Annotated in this window: 18 protein-coding genes; 1 reads left to right on the plus strand and 17 read right to left on the minus strand. The window is 37.5% G+C overall.

The genetic code is table 11. The features are described from left to right. Positions 1–138 precede the first annotated feature (138 nt). Positions 139–1422: an N-acetylmuramoyl-L-alanine amidase gene (locus LWE_RS07725; RefSeq protein ID WP_011702324.1), complete on the plus strand. Its 1284-nt coding sequence runs from the start codon at positions 139–141 to the stop codon at positions 1420–1422. 45 nt (positions 1423–1467) lie between these two features. Here the strand turns inward: LWE_RS07725 and dtd are convergent, their stop codons facing one another. The 17 genes from dtd to glpK form a co-directional block, all read right to left on the minus strand. Continuing rightward, positions 1468–1920 (minus strand): D-aminoacyl-tRNA deacylase, encoded by a 453-nt coding sequence (gene dtd / locus LWE_RS07730; protein ID WP_011702325.1) that lies wholly within the window; start codon positions 1918–1920, stop codon positions 1468–1470. A 13-nt stretch (positions 1921–1933) separates the two neighbouring features. Further along, positions 1934–4150: a RelA/SpoT family protein gene (locus LWE_RS07735; RefSeq protein WP_011702326.1), complete on the minus strand. Its 2217-nt coding sequence runs from the start codon at positions 4148–4150 to the stop codon at positions 1934–1936. Positions 4151–4355: 205 nt separating this feature from the next. After that, entirely contained in the window at positions 4356–4877 is a 522-nt protein-coding gene (locus LWE_RS07740) for an adenine phosphoribosyltransferase (protein ID WP_003727399.1), read from the minus strand. Further along, entirely contained in the window at positions 4867–7218 is a 2352-nt protein-coding gene (gene recJ, locus LWE_RS07745; protein ID WP_011702327.1) for a single-stranded-DNA-specific exonuclease RecJ, read from the minus strand. Before recJ ends, LWE_RS07740 begins: the two co-directional genes overlap by 11 nt. 106 nt (positions 7219–7324) lie before the next feature. Next, positions 7325–7669 (minus strand): LapA family protein, encoded by a 345-nt coding sequence (locus tag LWE_RS07750; protein ID WP_011702328.1) that lies wholly within the window; start codon positions 7667–7669, stop codon positions 7325–7327. Positions 7670–7765: 96 nt separating this feature from the next. Next, complete coding sequence (gene secDF, locus LWE_RS07755) at positions 7766–10030, minus strand: protein translocase subunit SecDF (protein WP_011702329.1); 2265 nt, start codon at positions 10028–10030, stop codon at positions 7766–7768. A gap of 109 nt (positions 10031–10139) precedes the next feature. After that, the gene (locus LWE_RS07760; RefSeq protein ID WP_011702330.1) at positions 10140–10433 is read right to left on the minus strand and encodes a post-transcriptional regulator; all 294 of its coding nucleotides are present in this window, start codon (positions 10431–10433) and stop codon (positions 10140–10142) included. A gap of 140 nt (positions 10434–10573) precedes the next feature. Beyond that, complete coding sequence (yajC, locus tag LWE_RS07765) at positions 10574–10909, minus strand: preprotein translocase subunit YajC (protein WP_011702331.1); 336 nt, start codon at positions 10907–10909, stop codon at positions 10574–10576. 33 nt (positions 10910–10942) lie between these two features. After that, positions 10943–12082, minus strand: a complete 1140-nt coding sequence (gene tgt / locus LWE_RS07770; protein ID WP_011702332.1) for a tRNA guanosine(34) transglycosylase Tgt — start codon at positions 12080–12082, stop codon at positions 10943–10945. Between the two features lie 87 nt (positions 12083–12169). Further along, entirely contained in the window at positions 12170–13198 is a 1029-nt protein-coding gene (gene queA, locus LWE_RS07775) for a tRNA preQ1(34) S-adenosylmethionine ribosyltransferase-isomerase QueA (protein ID WP_011702333.1), read from the minus strand. A 3-nt stretch (positions 13199–13201) separates the two neighbouring features. After that, entirely contained in the window at positions 13202–14209 is a 1008-nt protein-coding gene (ruvB, locus tag LWE_RS07780) for a Holliday junction branch migration DNA helicase RuvB (protein WP_011702334.1), read from the minus strand. Positions 14210–14224: 15 nt separating this feature from the next. Then, on the minus strand, positions 14225–14830 hold the full coding sequence (ruvA, locus tag LWE_RS07785) for a Holliday junction branch migration protein RuvA (protein ID WP_011702335.1): 606 nt from the start codon (positions 14828–14830) through the stop codon (positions 14225–14227). A gap of 124 nt (positions 14831–14954) precedes the next feature. Beyond that, a complete protein-coding gene (locus tag LWE_RS07790) occupies positions 14955–15890 on the minus strand; it encodes an L-lactate dehydrogenase (protein WP_011702336.1) in 936 nt (311 codons plus the stop codon). 67 nt (positions 15891–15957) lie between these two features. Then, a complete protein-coding gene (locus tag LWE_RS07795) occupies positions 15958–16683 on the minus strand; it encodes a YebC/PmpR family DNA-binding transcriptional regulator (RefSeq protein WP_011702337.1) in 726 nt (241 codons plus the stop codon). A gap of 111 nt (positions 16684–16794) precedes the next feature. Then, on the minus strand, positions 16795–17643 hold the full coding sequence (pheA, locus tag LWE_RS07800) for a prephenate dehydratase (RefSeq protein WP_011702338.1): 849 nt from the start codon (positions 17641–17643) through the stop codon (positions 16795–16797). A gap of 67 nt (positions 17644–17710) precedes the next feature. Then, positions 17711–19000 carry a GTPase ObgE gene (gene obgE, locus LWE_RS07805; protein WP_011702339.1) on the minus strand — a complete coding sequence of 430 codons (1290 nt, stop codon included), beginning with the start codon at positions 18998–19000 and terminating at the stop codon, positions 17711–17713. A gap of 160 nt (positions 19001–19160) precedes the next feature. Further along, positions 19161–20654: a glycerol kinase GlpK gene (gene glpK / locus LWE_RS07810; protein ID WP_011702340.1), complete on the minus strand. Its 1494-nt coding sequence runs from the start codon at positions 20652–20654 to the stop codon at positions 19161–19163. Between the last annotated feature and the right edge of the window lie 74 nt (positions 20655–20728).

A 20728-nucleotide genomic window follows, 5' to 3' on the forward strand; every position in this document is an offset into this window, starting at 1 on the left:
CTAAAAACACACTGAAAAGTCAACATTTTGTCAGTTTTTTTATAAAAACCTACTTTCTAGTTCCCTGAAAGCGCATTTTATGGTAACATTTTACTGTCAGATAAAAGTTTATGAGTATATGGGTGGTGTCAGCTTTAAATGAAGAATAAATTCATTTTTATCACCGTTGTCTCCATTTTACTGATTGCAGCAGGTATTGTTACAACCATTGCAATGGCGAACGCAAATTCAGTCATTGTAAAGGCAGAAGTATTAAATGTCCGCAGCGGTCCTGGTTTGGCTTATGATGTTACAAGTCAAGCTAGAAAAAATGAAGTACTCCGGGTAGTCGGTGAAGAAAACGAATGGTACAAAGTCCAATTAGATAATGGTAATACTGGTTGGGTTGCAAGTTGGTTAGTTGAAAATACAGACGTCAGTGCAGCAAGTAACAGTGTAGCTATTGTTTCATCTGATGGTGGTCTAAATGTACGCGAAAAACCAAGTACATCTAGTGCCTCGCTTGGATTACTAAATAATGGTGATCAAGTAACTGTAACAAGTCAACAAAATGGCTGGGCACAAATCCAGTATAAAGGGAAAAGCGCGTGGGTAAGTTCCGATTTCCTAAACATTCGCGAATCTGTAACAAAAGTTGACGAAAGTGAACTACAAACAGTAACAATTCGTGAAGACTCCACAAATATTCGAAATAAACCAAGCCGAGATGGTGACGTTATTGAAAAAGCTAATTCCGGCCAAGGTTTTGCTATTCAAGGTGTCCAAGGTGATTGGTATAAAATTCGTACAACTAGCGGACAAGAAGGTTATGTAGCCAATTGGGTTGTAGATGTATCCGATAAAGGTCAAACATCCTCCCCTCGAAGCAAAACAACGAAATTATCTGAAGCGACTATTGTTATCGATCCCGGTCACGGAGGAAATGACCCTGGAGCAAAAGGCGCAAATGGAACCATTGAAAAAGAAATGACTTTAAAAACTGCTAAGAAATTAAAATCAAAATTAGAATCTAGAGGCGCCAAAGTAATTTTAACGAGAAATAGTGATAAATATGTTTCCTTAAAATCAAGAACGAATGTCGCAGCTGAAAATAATGCAGATGTCTTTATCAGTATCCATTTTGATAGTTTAGAGGACAGTAATTCTGGAGTTAGTGGACAAACAACTTATTACAATAATAATAATGATAAATCGCTTGCCGAAAGCATTAATGAAAGTCTTGGCAGCGACCTCCCTACTACTAACAGAGGAGCTAGAGTTGGCGATTATTATGTAGTAAGAGAAAACTCCCAACCGGCTGTATTGCTCGAACTTGGCTATCTAAGCTCTAAAAAAGACGAACGAAATATTAATTCAGCTTCTTACAGAAGTCAAATTGCAGATTCCGTTACAGATGGCTTATCGAATTATTTTTCTAATTAAAAAAAGCAATCATTCAGACGATTTTTCCATCTGAATGATTGCTTTTTATTTGCGCATTTCTGCGGAGTCTAACATCATTGTGATTGGTCCATGATTAATGATTTTCACATCCATAAATGCACCAAACACCCCAGTTTCTACAATAAAACCAGCTTCTGAAAGTTTAGTATTAAATAAATCATACAATCTTTCCGCCTTTTCTCCGGGAGCAGATTTAGTAAAACTTGGACGTTTCCCTTTACTTACATCTGCATATAATGTGAACTGAGAGACACTGAGAATTGCTCCTCCTCTTTCGGCTAAAGAGATATTCATTTTCTCCGATTCATCTTCAAAAATTCGTAATCCAACAACTTTTTTCGCCATGTATTCTACCGTTTCTGGTGTATCATCGTGTGTGAATCCTACTAGCAAACAAAGTCCGCCAGCAATTTCACTAATTACTTCTTCTTCCACGCTCACTGAAGCTTCATAGCATCTTTGAAGTAGTACTCGCATAGCCTTCACTCCTTTAATTCATTAATCGTCTAACCGTGTACACATCCGGAATTTGTTTAATTTTATCGACAACCCGTTGTAAATGATTAATATTATGAATTTGTAGCGTGACAACAAGCGTTGCCATTTTATTATTATCTACTTTGGCATTGACTCCATTAATGTTAGAAGTTAAGCTATTGATTACTTGAAGGATGTCATTTAGTAAACCATTACGATTATAGCCATATATTTCAATATCAACATTATAATCATTTTTTGCTTGTGCGTCTGCATCTTCCCAGTCTACGTCAATTAAGCGCTCTGCTTCAATGGCTTGCACATTGGGACAATCTTGTCGGTGAATAGAAATTCCTCGGCCCTTCGTGATATAACCAACGATAGCATCCCCTGGTACAGGGTTACAGCATCTAGAAAGACGAATTAATAAGTTACCCACGCCTTGTACAACCACACCAGCATTATGTTTGATTTTCAGTTTTTCATTATTAGCATCTGAATTAGAAGGTTTATTTTCGGATTGTGTTAATAATTTCTCCGTTTCAGCTTCTAGTTCTCGTTCTTTTCGAAGTTTTTCCGTTAAACGATTCGCCACTTGTAAAGCCGTAATACCATTATAACCAACAGCTGCAAAAAGATCATCCTCATGAGAAAAGTTCAATTTGTCCGCTAGTTTCCGTAAATTTTCTGGTATCATAATTTTTTTTGTTTCAAATCCAAGCTGTCTGATTTCTTTTTCGACTAAATCGCGACCTTTTTCGACATTTTCCTCTTTCGCTTGTCGTTTGAAAAATTGTTTAATTTTATTGCGAGCTTGCGAAGTTTGGACTAACTTAAGCCAATCACGACTTGGCCCGTAAGAGTGTTTCGATGTTAAAATATCAATTATATCGCCTGTTTTTAATTTATAGTCTAAAGTAACGATTTTTCCATTAATTTTTGCTCCAATGGTTTTGTTTCCGATTTCAGTATGGACACGATAAGCGAAATCTAGTGGTACGGAGCCATTCGGTAATTCATAAACATCTCCTTTTGGTGTGAAAACATAAACGACGTCAGCAAATAAATCTAGTTTTAGACTTTCCATAAATTCTTCGGCATTATCCGATTCATTTTGATACTCTAAAATTTCACGGAACCAAGTAAGTTTATTATCGAAGGATGTTTTCGAATTAACGACTTTGCCCTCTTTATAAGCCCAATGTGCCGCAACCCCGTATTCAGCGATTTGATGCATCTCATGTGTTCTAATTTGCACTTCAAGCGGTTCGCCTTGGGGTCCGATAACCGTCGTATGAATGGATTGATACATATTCGACTTCGGCATCGCAATATAATCTTTAAAGCGCCCTGGCATCGGTTTCCAGCGCGTGTGAATGATACCAAGAACAGCATAACAATCCTTGATACTACTTACAACAATACGAACCGCCAACAAATCATAAATTTCATTAAATTGTTTGTTTTGTTCACTCATTTTCCGGTAAATGGAATAAATGTGTTTTGGTCTACCAGAAATGTCCGCTTGAATATTAAGTTCATCTAAGTTTTCATTCACACCATCAATCACATCATGCAAATAACGTTCTCTTGCATCCCGCTTTTGTTTCATCAAGTGAACGATACGGTAATATTGTTGCGGGTTTAAGTAACGCAAAGCCGTATCTTCAAGTTCCCATTTAACACGGGAAATACCTAAACGATGAGCAAGTGGAGCAAAGATTTCTAATGTTTCATTCGCGATTCTACGTTGTTTTTCTACAGGTAGATGTTTTAATGTGCGCATATTATGCAAACGGTCCGCTAGTTTGATTAAAATGACGCGGATATCTTGTGCCATTGCAATAAACATTTTCCGGTGATTTTCCGCTTGTTGCTCTTCATGCGATTTATATTTAATTTTACCGAGTTTTGTAACCCCATCTACAAGCATTGCTACTTCGCTATCGAAAGCTTCTTCTAAATCGGCTAGTGTAACCGGTGTGTCTTCCACAACATCATGTAAAAACCCAGAAGCAACTGTCGAAGGATCCATTTTTAATTCTACTAAAATGCCAGCAACTTGAATTGGATGAATAATATACGGCTCACCTGATTTACGGAATTGCTCTTTATGAGAATCGCGCGCAAATTCGTACGCTTTTTTTACAAGCGCAAGATGTTCCTGATTCATATAATGAGAAGCCATATCAATGACTTGCTCAGCTGTCAGATTTTGTTCTTTCGCCATTTACATTCACCCTCTTATATCTATGTCATATATACAACTTAAAAACACCCAAAAACTGAGTGTTCCAAAAAATATTCTTGTCTAATATTATAGCATGACGCTTGTTTGTTTAGAAAGCACTTTTCCTTGTTTTTTCACATTTTCTAGCAGTTTTGGCATTTTTCGTAAAAAAACTACCCCTAAAAGTTTAGGAGTAGTTCTTTTTTTATAATTGCATCAGAATTAAACGATCATAACCATTTAATTTTTTGTGTCCTTCAAGCTCTTTTAATTCAATAAGGAAAGCACAACCAGCAACGATTCCTCCTAGTTCTTCCACTAGTTTGATAGTTGCTTCAATTGTTCCACCTGTTGCTAATAAATCATCTGTGATAAGAACTCGTTGACCAGGTTTGATGGCATCACTATGCATAGATAATTTGTTTGTTCCATATTCTAAGTCATATTCCATTTCGATAGTTTCACGAGGAAGTTTACCTGGTTTACGAACTGGAGCAAAACCTATTCCAAGCGCGTAAGCTACTGGACAGCCAATAATAAATCCGCGAGCTTCAGGTCCAACAATAATATCAATTTTCAATTCTTTTGCATATTCAACAATTTTATCAGTAGCAAAACGATATGCCTCACCGTCATTCATAAGCGGCGTGATATCTTTAAAAACAATACCTTTCTTCGGCCAATCGTTTACAATTGCTACGTAATCTTGCAAATCTTTAATTTCCATTTTCTAGTTCCTCCGCATTCGGGTAAATTGATGTTTCCATCATTGATTTCATCCAACTATGAAGCTCAGTATAATTGGAGTATAACAGTTTTTTTCGAGTAGTTATTTCTTCTACTTTTTGTTGATAAACAGTGGATTCATCCAAATTACGTTTTTCAACAACTTGGTTAATAATAATCTGACCACTTTCCATTTTAGCAAATTCTAAATCAAAAAACACGTTTGACATGAAATCAATTTGTTCTTTGTTCCAGCCAAATTTTTGTATTAATCTAGGTGTGTATTTTTCGATTGGAAATGGTTGGAATTTTTTAATTAAACTATAGAGTTCAGCAAATGCAACCCGGTCTGGTATGGTCGGAATTTGATTCCCTTCCGCTGCATCAAAATGAACAAAAATTCGTTCTGGTTTTGTTTCACGGACAATCTGCTCGATTAATTCCATATTCGTTGGAATGTCCGCAAAAACGAGTTCTTCTGTTTGGAAATCCGCAGTAAAGCTTTCCGTTTCATTCACCAAAATATGATTTTGATCTCCAAGAGTTGCTACTGTTCTTTCTTCAAAACAAACAAAAATCCTTGAATCGCTTTGTTCTTGGAGAATTCGCGACCATTCCGATTTATTTCGAACGTCAAACAACTGCCAATGCGGCACATCCATATCCATCAATCGTAATTGTGGTTTTTTGATATTATTCCATTCATTAATGGATAATTCTCCAACTACATCCACAGCTGCGGAAGGTGAAATCTTTTCAACTAAGTCTCCTACACCAAAGCCAATTGCATCCAAAGCGACCTCACTCTCATCCTCTTGAAGCAATGTTTTTAAATGTGTCTTATCTGCTCCGATTCTTTTGGTTCCTTTTAAATTCATCTTTTCTAAAAGGAAAATTGGTTTAGGATTATCCATCCCAAATGGCGCTAATTTTTCTAACTGAGTAATAAAAGAAACAGATATATCCGTAAGTTTCAATTTTTCTTCTATTTTTAATGAAGGTCTGAAATCTGCCTCAGAAAGATAACTTGCTTCTTTTTGTAGGAGTGTGTCTAGTTCTGCTAGATTGTCTGCCGGCAAAGTTAAACCTGCTGCCATTGGATGTCCACCAAATGCAGTCATTAAATCGCGATGTTTATCCAAAGCTTCATATAAGTGAAAAGCCTCTACACTACGGCCTGAACCTTTTGCAACACCAGTCACTGGATCAATGCCAAGGACAATTGCCGGTCTGTTATATACACCTACTAATTTGGATGCTACAATTCCAAGGATTCCTGTATTCCATCCTTCACCGTATACCACGAGCACATTTCCTAACGATTCTTTTGCTTCGATTGTTTCCATCGCTAATTTTGTAGTGTCTACAACTATTTGTTTCCGTTCTTTATTAGCATCATCTATTTCCTCTGCTAAGAAAAGTGCTTCTTCTGGATCTTCTGTTAAAAGCAAATCAGCAGCAGGATCTGCCGGACCTAGTCTACCAACAGCATTAAGGCGCGGCGCTAAACCAAATCCAATTGTTTCTTCAGTTGCTTCTTCTAATTTTAAGCTCGCTTTTTTCGCTAAAACTGCTAAACCTAGATTTGCTCCTTCACGCAATTGTCTTAATCCAAGTTGCACTAACAGACGATTTTCATCCGTTAAGGAAACTAAATCTGCTACTGTTCCGACAGCAACAAGGTCCAGTAACTCTTTTGGTTCCTCACCAAGAAGCGCGTGAGCCAATTTATAAGCCACGCCAACTCCAGCTAATTCATCAAACGGATAAGCTGATTTAGGATGTTTTGGATGAATCACCGCAATTGCTTCCGGCATAACTTCACGGGGCTCATGATGATCAGTGACAATAACATCCAATCCAATTTCTTTCGCATGCGTCATAACTTCCAGTGCCGCAATACCATTATCAACAGTAATAATTAAATCGACACCTTGTGTTTTCGCCATATCAAAAGCAGGAATGTTAGGTCCATAACCTTCAGTAAAACGATTAGGAATATAAAATTCTGCGTTCGCACCTAAGTGTTTTAACGTCTTCATTAATACTGCGATACTTGTTACTCCGTCAGCATCATAATCTCCATATACTAAAATTTGCTCATTTAGCTTAATTGCTTCCTTTATCCGAGCAACAGCAAGGTCCATTTCAGCCAATAAAAAAGGATCGTAACTTTCATATTTTTCTGGGTGGAAAAATTTATCGAATTGCCCTTGCGTTGTAATTTTTCTTTTTAACAGTAATTTTGCAAGTGGAAGCGCAATTTTTAGTTGTTCAGCTAAATGAATCGCTTTATCTTCTGCTACTTCCTCGATATTCCATAAGTATTTAGAATGAATCACATTACCCCACCTCTCAACCTTCCTATTATATCTAAAATCACTAGAAAAACCAAGAGGAATCTTCAAAACAAAAAAATGCTAGCTGATTAAGCTAGCATCTTACTCTTTATTCAATTGGTTCTACTACTTTTTCAGTATCGCGTTTTTCTACTTGAGATGAATGAGTTTTCATCGCTTTAGCAGCAGCTAATTGACGTTCTAACTCTGTCTTTTCGGTCGTTAATTGTTTTACTTTTTTCTTCATGCCACGAGATTTCGCGATATTTAAGAAAAAGATAATCAAGCAACCAAATAAGACGGAACCTAGAATAATTAATATTAAAGGCCATTCTGCTTGAGCAAATAAAAAGTTAACTTCGACTGGGTCTACGTTAATAACTGCAAAAATCGCAATAATAAGTGCTAAAATTATCCCCACAATTACTTGCCACTGTACTTTATTTTCTTTCATATTTTCTCCCTCCTTGCAATAGATATCTTATTATTTACCCGTTTACTTCTTATTAAAAACAGCCGAATTCCATTTTGTGAAATTCGGCTGTCCTTTTTATACTACAGGTTGCCCATTATTGCGAGGTTTTTTCTTTTTAACCGTACTAATAGGTCCTTTTTTTCGTAGTTGTCTAGCTTTAAATACATACCATAATTGCATGGCCATAAAGATAGAAGAGAATACACTTGAAATCAGCCCCACAAGTAAAGCAATGGAGAAGTTTAAGATGGACTCACTACCAAATAGTACTAATGCGAGTACAGTGAAAACCACTGTTAAAATGGTGTTTATAGAACGGGTGAAAGTTTGACGTAATGCCTTATTAACAGCATCTGCAATCTCTTCTTTCGTTTTGAAACGTTGCATCTTCATACTAATATCTCGTATTCGGTCTGCGGTGACTATCGTATCATTTATGGAATAACCGATAACCGTCAGAACCGCGGCAATAAAGGTCAAGTCAACCTCCAGCCTTGTTACACTAAAGAAGATAAAGATGATAAATGCGTCGAATAGTAAGGAAAGAATCGCCGCAATACCCATATAAAACTCAAATCTGACAGCAATGTATAATACAATCAATATAGAAGCTACTCCAAGCGCCCAGAAGCCATTTTTGGCAAGTTCTTTACCAACTGTTGGCGAAACTGTACTAATGCTCGGTTCATGCTTGTACTTGTCATTAAAGTAGTCTTTGAACTTAGCTACATCATTTTGTGATAATGTACCTTTGTAAGAAACTACGGCTGTTTTAGAACCTGTTCCTTGGAAAACAATATCATCTGATGGCATATTAATCGTATCTAAATCTTTTTTAATTTGTGTTTCAGTAAGTGTTTGATTGGCCGTTATCTCTGCTCGAGTCCCACTGGCGAAATCAATACCAAGGTTTAATCTAAATATGGACAATATGATAATACCAACAATAACTATTCCAGCAAAAGTAGATAAGAACAGACGATGATGTTTAACAAAGTCATACCGATCAAAGTGTGTTTTTAAACTAAAGCTATTAATGCCTTCGTGCAAGTTATGAATGTCTTTGCGCTTAACGGCAAAGAATCCTGGTTTATTGTTAAGCCAATTACTTTTCACTAATAATCCAAGTAAGAATCTGGAACCCCAAACAGCAGTTAAGAAGCTGACTAGAATACTAATGATTAATACTGTAGCGAAACCTTTGATTGAGCTTGTTCCAAAGTAGAAGAGAACCGCAGCCACGATAAGTGTCGTTAAGTTACCATCTAAAATTGCACGGAAAGCTTCTTTTCCACCAACTTCAAATGCAGCTTTAGTCGACCTTCCGACTTTGATTTCTTCTTTGATTCGCTCGTAGGTAATTACGTTCGCGTCAACTGCCATACCTATCCCCAGAATTAACCCTGCAATTCCTGGTAAAGTAAGTGTCGCATTAAGTAAACTTAGAATGAGTAGTACTAAATAAGTGTAAGCAACTAATGTGATAGATGCTACTACACCTGGTAAACGGTATACGGCCATCATGAAAATAAAGATAGCGATAACGCCAATAATACCAGCTAAAATTGTTTCTTGTAAGGCATCCTGACCAAATTGTGCTCCGACTGATGTGGAATACACTTCTTTCATTTTTACAGGTAATGCTCCTGAATTTAACAACTCAGCTAAATCTTTTGCTTCTTCTGTCGTGAAACTACCTGAAATTTCTACCTTGTCTGTATCAAGCACACTACTTACATTTGGTGCAGATAAGTATGCCGGATCTTTCTTTTCGCGCTCTGTTTTATATTTTTGACCTTCTTTCCAATCTAACCAAATAACTAATTGGTTGTCCGGAGCTTCTGCCAAAATTGTTTTTGTTACACTAGCAAATTTATCAGCGCTTTTTAGTTTTAAAGTAACAATTGGATTATTGCTGGAGTCGAATGCTTGTTTTGCACCCCCTGCAACTAAGTCACTACCATTCATCATCATTTTATCATTTGCATCTCTAAATGATAATTGAGCTGTAGTGGATAACATTTTTCGTGCTTCTGCTTGGTCGGTTATCCCAGCAAGTTGAACACGAATCCGGTTATTTCCTTCGATTTGAATACTTGGTTCTGCTACCCCTAATGAATTGACACGCTTATCAAGTGAAGTTACAGTATCTGTTAATGTTTGTTTAGATACTTTTCCATCTCCATTAGCTGGTGACACTTCATAAAGAACTTCAAAACCCCCTTGAAGATCTAAACCAAGATTGATATTTTGCATAACCATTTTTGCGGTACCAAATACAGCACCAAAGATAATTGCAACTACTAGAAAGAAAATAACTATCTTACTCTTTTTTACCATTTCTGTTTCGTTCCTCCCTCATCTAAACCATAACAAATCCCAGTCAAACAACAAATACTCCTATTGTATATGAATACATTTCTATTTCTAAGTACTTATCATTAGACTGTTAATCTTCCATATTTGGTAGAAGCGTATTTTCCGCTTGAGAAACATGGTTATTAGATTCTTGTTCAGCCGTTGTCATAATAAATTGCATTAATTGTCCGATTTTCATTTGCATTACATCATTTATTCTTTCATGTAATGCTGGGGCTGGGTTATTCTTCCATTTTTCTTCTGTTAAAAATGCCCAAATGTGACTAGTCTTGATTTCCCGGTAACCTAGAATATGAAAATCTTCCACTTTAATTAAAATTGCTGGTTCTAAATCTTCATACCAAGCCGAAAATCTATCCGTCATCAAGTCATCCCCTTTCTTAAACAATAAGCATATTCCCATTTTATCTAAAAAAAGCTTAAATGGGAAGTATAAGCTCTATTTTTATGTTTAAAAAATGCCACTCCACCGTTTAAAGGGAAATGGCATTTTTATTTCGAGTATTATTTGTTGTCTTCTACAACATCAGTGTCATCAGAAGTTGTTTCTGCTACAACTGGATTAGAAACTGCATTCCCTTTTTCAAGGACAGTTCTTACTGCATTACGGTCAAAAGTTAATTTGCTGTTTCCGCATTTCAAAATGACTGTGCCATCTTCAATTGCTTCTACAATACCGTGAAGTCCACCAATGGTAATAATTTTATCACCTTTTGCTAAACTGCTTTGCATATTTTGTACTTCTTTTTGACGTTTTTGTTGAGGTCTGATTAGTAAGAAATAGAACAAAACGATCATTAAGACGATTGGGACAAATGCTAAAATACCACTACCACCCATATTTTCCAACTCCTTTCAATACTTTATATATATTTAGAAATTTTTTGCATCAGGACGATTGAATCCATATTGCTCAAAAAATTCTTCCCTAAAATCAGCAAGACGATCTTCCATAATAGCGGAACGAACTTGCTTCATTAAGTTTAACAGAAAATGAAGATTATGATAAGTTGTAAGTCGAATTCCAAATGTTTCTTCACAACGAATCAAGTGTCGAATGTAGGCACGAGAGTAATTTTTACACGTATAACAATCACAATTTTCGTCAATTGGACGGAAGTCATGTGTGAACTTAGCGTTTTTAATAACTAAGCGACCACTAGATGTCATACAAGTACCATTTCGTGCAATACGTGTGGGAAGAACACAGTCAAACATGTCCACTCCTCGAATAACGCCATCAATTAATGAGTCAGGTGAACCTACTCCCATCAAATAACGTGGTTTATTAGCTGGTAATAGTGGTGTAGTATGCTCCAAAACTCGATTCATCACGTCTTTTGGTTCACCAACTGATAAACCTCCAATTGAATATCCTGGAAAGTCCAGTGACACTAGGTCTTTTGCACTTTGCGCCCGTAAATCTTCATAGGCTCCACCTTGGACAATACCAAACAAACCTTGGTCTTCTGGTCTAGCATGTGCTTGTAAGCCACGTTCAGCCCAGCGTGATGTTCTTTCAACTGATTTTTTCATATATTCATGAGACGCTGGATACGGTGGACATTCGTCGAAACTCATCATAATATCTGATCCAAGCGCATTTTGAATTTGAATTGCTTTTTCTGGTGATAAGAAAAGTTTGTCCCCATTTAGATGGTTACGGAAATGAACACCTTCTTCTTTGATATCACGCATTTTACTCAAACTAAACACCTGAAAACCGCCCGAATCCGTTAAGATTGGTTGATCCCAGTTCATAAATTTATGTAGTCCGCCCGCTTCTCGAATTAATTCTTCCCCGGGGCGTAACCATAAATGATAGGTGTTACTTAATATAATACCCGCGCCCATTGCTTTTAGTTCTTCGGGCGACATTGTTTTTACCGTTGCAAGTGTTCCAACTGGCATAAACATTGGTGTATCAAATGTGCCGTGTGGCGTATGAATTTTACCAAGACGAGCACCAGTTTGTTTATCTGTTTTTATTAGTTCATAACGAATGGCAGACATGTGTTACCTCTTTCTAATTTACTCTATTCACTAGCATAACGAAAATCACTGATGAAAACAAGCTTTTATGTTATTTTTTTTCGTAAATTAATGAATAAACATCGCATCACCAAAACTAAAGAAGCGATATTGTTGTTCTACTGCATGGTTGTAGGCAGCTAAAATATTTGTTCGATTAGATAAAGCGGATACAAGCATAATCAATGTCGATTTTGGTAAATGTAAATTAGTTATTAGCGCATCTACTGCCTGAAACGTATATCCTGGAGAAATAAAAATATCTGTCCAACCAGATTCTGCAACTAGTTTACCTTCATTATGACTCGCAATTGTTTCTAAAGTTCGGATAGATGTGGTTCCAACTGCGACAACTTTTCCTCCAGTTGCTTTAATTTTATTAATTCGATTAGCAGCGTCTTCCGTTAAACGGTAAAATTCAGAATGCATTTTGTGATTGGCAGTATCTTCCACATCCACTGGGCGGAACGTTCCAAGCCCAACATGAAGCGTAACAAAAATGATTTCTACCCCTTTTGCGCTAATTTGAGCTAATAAATCTTCTGTGAAATGAAGACCCGCAGTTGGAGCTGCTGCAGAGCCATTTTCTTTTGCATAAACTGTTTGATAACGGTCTTGATCTGCAAGTTGTTCTTTAATGTATGGAGGAAGCGGCATTTCACCAAGTTGCTCCAATACTTCATAAAAAATACCTTCATAAGAAAATTCTAAGATGCGCCCACCGTGTTCCAGTTCTTCTAAACATGTGGCTTTTAGAGCTCCGTTACCAAATGTAATTGTGCCGCCTTTACGAATTCTTTTAGCTGGTTTTACTAAAGTTTCCCAAGCATTTCCTTCTTTTTGTTTTAAAAGTAAAACTTCTATGTGCGCGCCAGTTTCATCTTTAGTTCCATGAAGTCTCGCTGGTAAAACACGTGTATCATTTAATACTAACGCGTCTCCTTCATTTAAATAACTTAAAATATCTGTAAAATGTTGGTCTTTTATTTCGCCTGACTTTTTATCAAGTACCATTAGCCTGCTTGAAGTTCGGTCTAGTAGTGGAGTTTGCGCAATTAATTCTTCTGGTAAATCAAAATCAAAATCTTCTACTTTCATTCTTTATACCTCTTTTTCATAACTTATTCCTAAATGGTTATATGCAGTTTCGGTTGCGATTCTTCCACGCGGCGTTCTTTGTAGAAATCCGATTTGTAGTAAGTATGGTTCTTGCATATCTTCAATAGTTTCGCGCTCTTCGCCAATACTTGCAGCGATTGTGTCCAAGCCGACAGGACCACCTCGAAAAGATTGGATAATCGTATGCAACAATTTTTGGTCAATCGTATCGAGTCCTCTTGGATCAACTTGAAGTAATGTGAGTGCTTCTTTCGCCAATTTTTCTGTAACGGTTCCATTTCCGCGCACTTGCGCAAAATCCCGCACACGTTTTAATAGACGATTAGCTATTCGCGGGGTTCCCCGTGAACGCCTAGCAATTTCACGCGCACCAAGATCATCGATTTTTGTATCCAAAATACCAGCAGTTCTAAGGACAATTTCAGTTAATTGCTCTTCTGTATAAAATTCCAAATGATCAATAACACCAAAACGATCTCTAAGTGGTGCTGACAAAAGACCCGCTCGAGTCGTCGCACCAATAAGTGTAAATGGCGGCAAATCTAATCGTACAGAACGCGCGGTGGGACCAGTTCCAATGACAATATCCAAACAATAATCTTCCATAGCTGGATACAAAATCTCTTCAATCGCTCGTGATAAACGATGGATTTCATCAATAAATAAAACATCTCCAGGTTCAAGACTTGTCAATATAGTCGCCAAGTCGCCTGGTCGTTCAATCGCAGGACCACTCGTTGTTTTAATTTGACTCCCCATTTCAGAAGCAATCACCATCGCAAGTGTGGTTTTACCAAGTCCGGGTGGGCCATATAAAAGCACATGATCCAGTGCTTCATTTCGGAGCGTTGCCGCCTCAATAAAGACCGTTAAATTGTTCTTTACTTTGTCTTGACCAATATATTGTGAAAGGGTCTGTGGCCGCAAACTAGTTTCAAAAGATACTTCTTCTGCGTCTACCGTTTCACTTGAAATAATTCGTTCATCCATGCCACAAGCTCCTCTCTATTTTGTCATTAATCGTAGTGCTAGCTTGATATATGCATCACTCGTTAAGTCATTTTCTTTAGATAGTTTTGGAATTACTTTTTTAAGCTCTTTCGTGCTGTAGCCTAATGCTTCTAGTGCTAAAACTGCTTCTTCTAATTGCGGAGAAAGCCCATGAACGATATCGTTTTCTGGAGCTTTAAAGACAATTTCACTAGCAACAACATCGGCCAATTTTCCTTTTAAATCAAGGATAATTTGGCGCGCCGTTTTTTTGCCAACACTTGGGAACTTTGTTAAATAAACATCATCTTCTGATTCAATCGCTGTAATAAGCGGCACAACATCTCCAGAAGCAATAATTGCTAAGGCGCTCTTTGGCCCAATTCCAGAAACACTTAGTAGCTTTTTGAATAAGTAACGTTCCTCTGTTGATTGAAAACCGAACAAAGAAATATTGTCTTCCCGCACATGCTGATATAAAAACACTTGTGCTTCTGATCCTTCTAATCGTTGAAAGGAAAACGGGTTTCCTGTAATTATTTGATAGCCAATTTGTCCAGCTTCGACAACTATATATTCAGGTGTAATTGTTGTAACTTTTCCTTTTATGTAATCGTACAATTTATTCGTCCTCTTTTCGTTTCACGTCATACATTATATGATAGCATAAAAAGGAACGTCTGTACTAGTTTTTGTTCATAAAAGGAATTGATATCTAGTTTACATAATAATATTATTGACGTCTTTATAAAAATTGGATATTTTCTTTGATAACAAAAGCTGAATGATCAAAAGCCTGTTGTTCTTCTTCATCTAATTTTAAAGAAATAATTTCTTTCACACCGTTTTGGCTTAAGACAGCCGGAACTCCGATTGCTAATCCTGTTTGTCCATATTCTCCGTCCAAAACACATGACACGGTAAGCGCCCGTTGGCTACCACTGAAAATATGACGACAAATCTCCACAATGGTTCCAGCAATTCCATATTCAGTGCAACCTTTTTGATGATAAATTTCAAATCCAGTATCCCGAGCTGTTTCACCAATTAATTTTAAATCGAGTGATTCACCAAGTTTTTCCATACTATACTCATTGACTGGTTTTCCGTAAATAGATGAATGGGACCAAACTGGAAACTGGGAATCACCATGTTCTCCTAGAATAAATGCGTCAATACTTTGGGCAGCGATATCTAATTTCTCTGCTAATAAGCGTCGTAATCTCGTTGTATCAAGCCAAACTCCAGTTCCAAGTACTCGCTCTCTTGGTAAGCCTGATAATTTCCACACTTGATAGGTGATGATATCGCACGGATTGGTAGCAATTAAGAAAATCCCTTTAAAACCGCCTTTCATCATCTCTGGAACAATGCTAGCAACTATTCTTGATGTACTTCTAAGTTCGTCTAAGCGTGTTTGACCTTCCTTTAATGGGCCGGCTGTTACCGTAATCACTGCAATATCTACATCTGCGCAATCACTAGCTTCACGTACAGAAATATCCATCTTCCCAGGCATAAATGCAGCTGCATCTGCCAAGTCTTTCCGATTTCCTTCTACACGTTCTTTATTTAAATCAACAAGGATTAATTCTTCAACAAATTTTTGATTTACAAATGCGTGGGCCGCAGCTGATCCTACATTACCTGCCCCAATTATCATCACTTTACGTGGTTTCATTTTTATTTCCTCCTATTATTTATATAAAACACCCCCATTCAAATGATTCGAAAAAGGGGTGTTTTACTTAATTTATTTCAGCGTTTGTGTAAACTTCTTGTACATCATCATCATCTTCCAGTGCTTCCATCATCTTATCAAATTGTGTTTGATTATTCTCCGCAATTTCATTATACACAGTCGGAAACATTGAAAGCTCTGCTGTAGCAAAAGTATAACCAGCATTTTGAAGCGCATCTTTTACTTCTGAAAATGTGGCAGGATTCGTGAAGATTTCAAATACATCCTCACTTACCTCTACATCATCTGCACCCGCTTCAATTGCTTCTAACATAAATTCGTCTTCATCAATGGTTAAACCTTCTCTTAAAATTACTAAATAACCTTTACGATCAAACATATAACTGACACTCCCTGTTTCACCAAGACTGCCACCATTTTTGTTAAATGCTACACGAACATTAGTGCTTGTGCGGTTTTTATTATCTGTTAGCGCATGGACAAGTACAGCAATCCCACCTGGCGCGTATCCTTCGTAAGTAACTTCATCATAATTTTCGCCACTTGTATTACCAGCAGCCTTATCAATTGCACGTTTAATATTGTCGTTTGGCATATTGACTGCTTTCGCTTTATCCATAACTAACCGGAGTGCTGGATTCAGATTCGGGTCAGGGCCTTTTTTTGCTGCCACAAAAATTTCTCTCGCTAACTTTTGAAATACTTTAGAACGCTTCGAATCTTGTGCGTTTTTTCGACCTTGGATATTATTCCATTTTGAATGTCCTGACATCTGTTTCACTCCTTCAAGTTTTAGTAAAGCTTTTCTCCTACAAATTTTAACGTAAAAAAGCACTCTTCGCAAATAAAAAAGTTACCGCAAAAAAATGCGGTAACTCGTTATCTAAGTAGTTTGTAGGCGATGTACATAGTAAGTGCCGAGCTTGTTCGCTGTACCGCCTAAAAGTGTAATTTCATCAAGGGCGTTTGTGACAAGTGTCTCTTTCCCTGCTGAAAGAACATCTATCAAAAAGAAATATTCTCCTAAAGAGGTTTTAAGCGGTCTTGATTCAATTTTACTTAAATCAATGTCGCGCCAAGCAAATGTTGATAATACTTTATGTAGCGCCCCTGGCATGTTATTAGGTAATATTACCGAAATAGATGTCTTTTCTTCTTCTTTAGGCAATAAAATCGACACTGGCTTACGACTTAAAACAAAAAATCTCGTCTGATTCAATTCCAAGTCTTGGGCATTTTCTTTAACAATTTCAAGGCCATACTCACTAGCTGCCATACGAGGCGCAATAGCTGCTACAAGTTCCGTTGGGTTATTACTGACCCATTTTGCTGCATAAGCAGTAGAAGGCGTTACTTCGCGCTCTACACCATACAGCTCTGCTTGAAGGAAAGTATGACACTGGGCAAGCGCTTGAGGATGAGACATCACTTTTTGAACAGATTTCCAAGTTGCCACATGTGTTGGATGAACCATTAAATGTTGCGCGATTGGCAACACAATTTCCGCTACTACAGGAACGCTTGAAAAATGAAATAAATAGTCCAGCGTAATATTAACGCTTCCTTCGATAGTGTTTTCAATTGGAACAACTGCCACATCCACATCTTCTTTTTCGATTGCCATAATACAATCAGGAATGGTGCTTTTAGCAACCATCTCTTCTTTTGGAAAAGCTTTTGCTGCTGCTGCATGAGTAAAAGATGCTGCTGGGCCTAAATAAGCAATTTTCATTTTCAAGTCTCCTTTTTATCGTAGTTAGGAAAAAAGCGTGCACCAAATGATTGGCGCAGCACTTTGTTTAATCCATAAATTCAAATTCATAATCAAGCAAGCGAACGATATCGCCATCTTTAGCGCCACGTTTTCTAAGCGCCTCGTCGACACCCATTGCACGAAGTTGACGGGCAAAACGACTAATTGAAGCATCCCGTTCAAAGTTAGTCATTGTAAATAGACGTTCGATTTTCGTACCGCTTAATACGAAAGTACCATCTGGTTCTCTAGTAATTTCGAAATCAGGTTCTTCAGCAATATATTTGTAAAGAACTGTATCTTCGTCTTCTTGTTCCAAAATTTCATTAAGCGGAAATTCTGGTGTTGTTTCTAATTTATCTGCAATAGCTAGAAGCAATTCACGTAACCCTGTTTTTGTTACTGCGGAAATAGGGAATACGGGGATATCTTCAGCGATTTTAGTTTTAAATTCTTTTAAATTTTCTTCCGCTTCTGGCATATCCATTTTATTTGCTACGATAATTTGAGGACGTTCCATTAACCGCAAATTATATTGTTCCAATTCATTATTAATAGCCATATAATCTTCATAAGGCACACGTCCTTCTGAACCAGACATGTCAATCACATGTACAATAACACGTGTTCTTTCAATATGACGTAAGAATTGATGTCCTAAACCAACACCTTGGCTAGCCCCTTCAATTAAACCAGGTAAATCAGCCATAACAAAACTACGGCCATCTCCTGCATCAACCATCCCTAAATTCGGAACAATCGTTGTAAAGTGATAAGCAGCAATTTTAGGTCTTGCTGCAGATACGACGGATAGTAGAGTAGATTTACCAACACTCGGGAAACCAACTAATCCAACGTCTGCTAATACTTTAAGTTCTAATTGTACATTTCGTTCTTGACCTGGCTCTCCGTTTTCGGATAGTTCTGGAGCAGGGTTTGCTGGAGTAGCAAATCGTTTGTTACCACGTCCACCACGTCCGGCTTTTGCAATGACTGCACGTTGGCCATGCGCCACTAAATCTGCAATAATTTCGCCAGTATCAATATCTTTCACAATAGTTCCTTGTGGTACTTTAACCACTAAATCTTCTGCACCGCGCCCATGCATACTTTTACTCATGCCGTGTTCGCCGTGTTCTGCTTTAAAAATTCGTTTAAAGCGGAAATCTACTAATGTACGTAAACCTTCATCTACTACAAATACAACGTCTGCTCCTTTACCGCCGTCACCGCCAGCAGGTCCACCGTTTGGTACAAATTTTTCGCGGCGGAATGCCACCATACCGTCCCCACCATTACCAGCTTTTACATATATCTTAACCTGATCTACAAACATAATTTTTATATTCTCCCGTTCCTTAAAAGTCTTATCTTTCATTATAACGAACAAACTATACATCTGTCACTATATTTATTTCCATTTCTAAATATTTATTTTAACATAGAAAAAATGCGCCAAATGATTTTTTACACATTTGGCGCATCTTTTTTGAAGATTATTTAAAAGCTTGTGCTGCTTTGACAGCTTTGTGCCAGCCATCATATAGATCTTCTCTTTGTTCTTCCTTCATTTCTACTTCAAAACGTTTGTCTAGTTTCCAATGTTTTTTAATTTCATTTTTATCTTTCCAAACGCCTACCGCAAGACCTGCTAAGAACGCCGCGCCTAATACAGTAGTTTCTTTATTTTCTGGACGTTCTACTGGAACACCTAGAATATCCGATTGGAACTGCATTAAGAAATTATTGGCAGAAGCTCCACCATCCACTCGTAATGTTTTTAAGCTAATTCCAGAATCTTGTTCCATTGCATAAAGGACGTCTCTTGTTTGATACGCAAGAGATTCTAGAGTCGCACGAATAAATTGTTCTTTTTCCGTACCACGGGTTAATCCAAATACAGCTCCGCGAACATCTGAATCCCAGTAAGGAGCGCCTAAACCAACAAATGCTGGTACAACATATACACCATCACTTGATTCAATACGACTCGCATAGTTTTCGGAATCACTGGATTGACGAACCATCCGTAAACCGTCACGCAACCACTGGATAGCAGAACCCGCAACAAAAATACTACCTTCTAGTGCATATTCCACTTTCCCGTCGATTCCCCAAGCTAGAGTTGTTAAAAGACCATTTTCAGAACGTACTGCTTTTTCTCCAGTGTTCATAAGTAAGAAACAACCAGTACCATAAGTGTTTTTCGCCATTCCTTTTTCAAAACAACCTTGTCCGAATAATGCCGCTTGTTGGTCACCAGCGATACCAGCAACTGGAACCTCTTCTCCAAAGAAGTGATAAGGTACTGTATCCGCATAGACTTCAGAGGATGGACGAACTTCTGGTAGCATCGCTCTCGGGATATTAAGCATTTTCAGAAGCTCATCATCCCATTCTAAATCATAAATATTATAAAGCAGCGTACGAGAAGCATTCGAATAGTCAGTAATATGAGCACGTCCACCAGTTAATTTCCAAACTAACCAAGTATCAATTGTTCCGAAAAGAAGTTCTCCTTTTTCAGCACGTTCTTGCGCTCCGTCTACATGATCTAAAATCCAGCGAGCTTTTGTTCCAGCAAAATACGGATCAATCAAAAGACCAGTTTTAGAACGAATAGTATCTTCATAACCGTCTTTACGAAGTTGCTTACAAATATCTTCTGTTTGGCGAGATTGCCATACAATAGCATTATAAATTGGATTTCCGCTTTCTTTATCCCAAATAACAGTTGTTTCACGTTGGTTTGTAATACCAATTCCAGCGATTTCTTTAGAAGAAATATTTGTTTTTAGTAAAACTCCTGCGATAACAGCTAAAATGGAAGCCCAGATTTCATTGGCGCTATGTTCCACCCAACCTGGCTTTGGAAAAATTTGATCAAATTCTTCTTGCGCAACACCAATTACTTCTCCTTCTTCATCAATAATCATCGCTCTTGAACTAGTTGTTCCTTGATCCAGTGCTAAAATATATTTCTTTTCCATGTAAAATTCCTCCTCTAGTTTTAAGTACAACGAAAGCCCGAAGACTCTCGTTTAGAGCTAGTTATAATTCTAGC

This window comes from Listeria welshimeri serovar 6b str. SLCC5334, assembly GCF_000060285.1.
In the GTDB taxonomy this organism is placed as follows: Bacteria; Bacillota; Bacilli; order Lactobacillales; family Listeriaceae; genus Listeria; species Listeria welshimeri.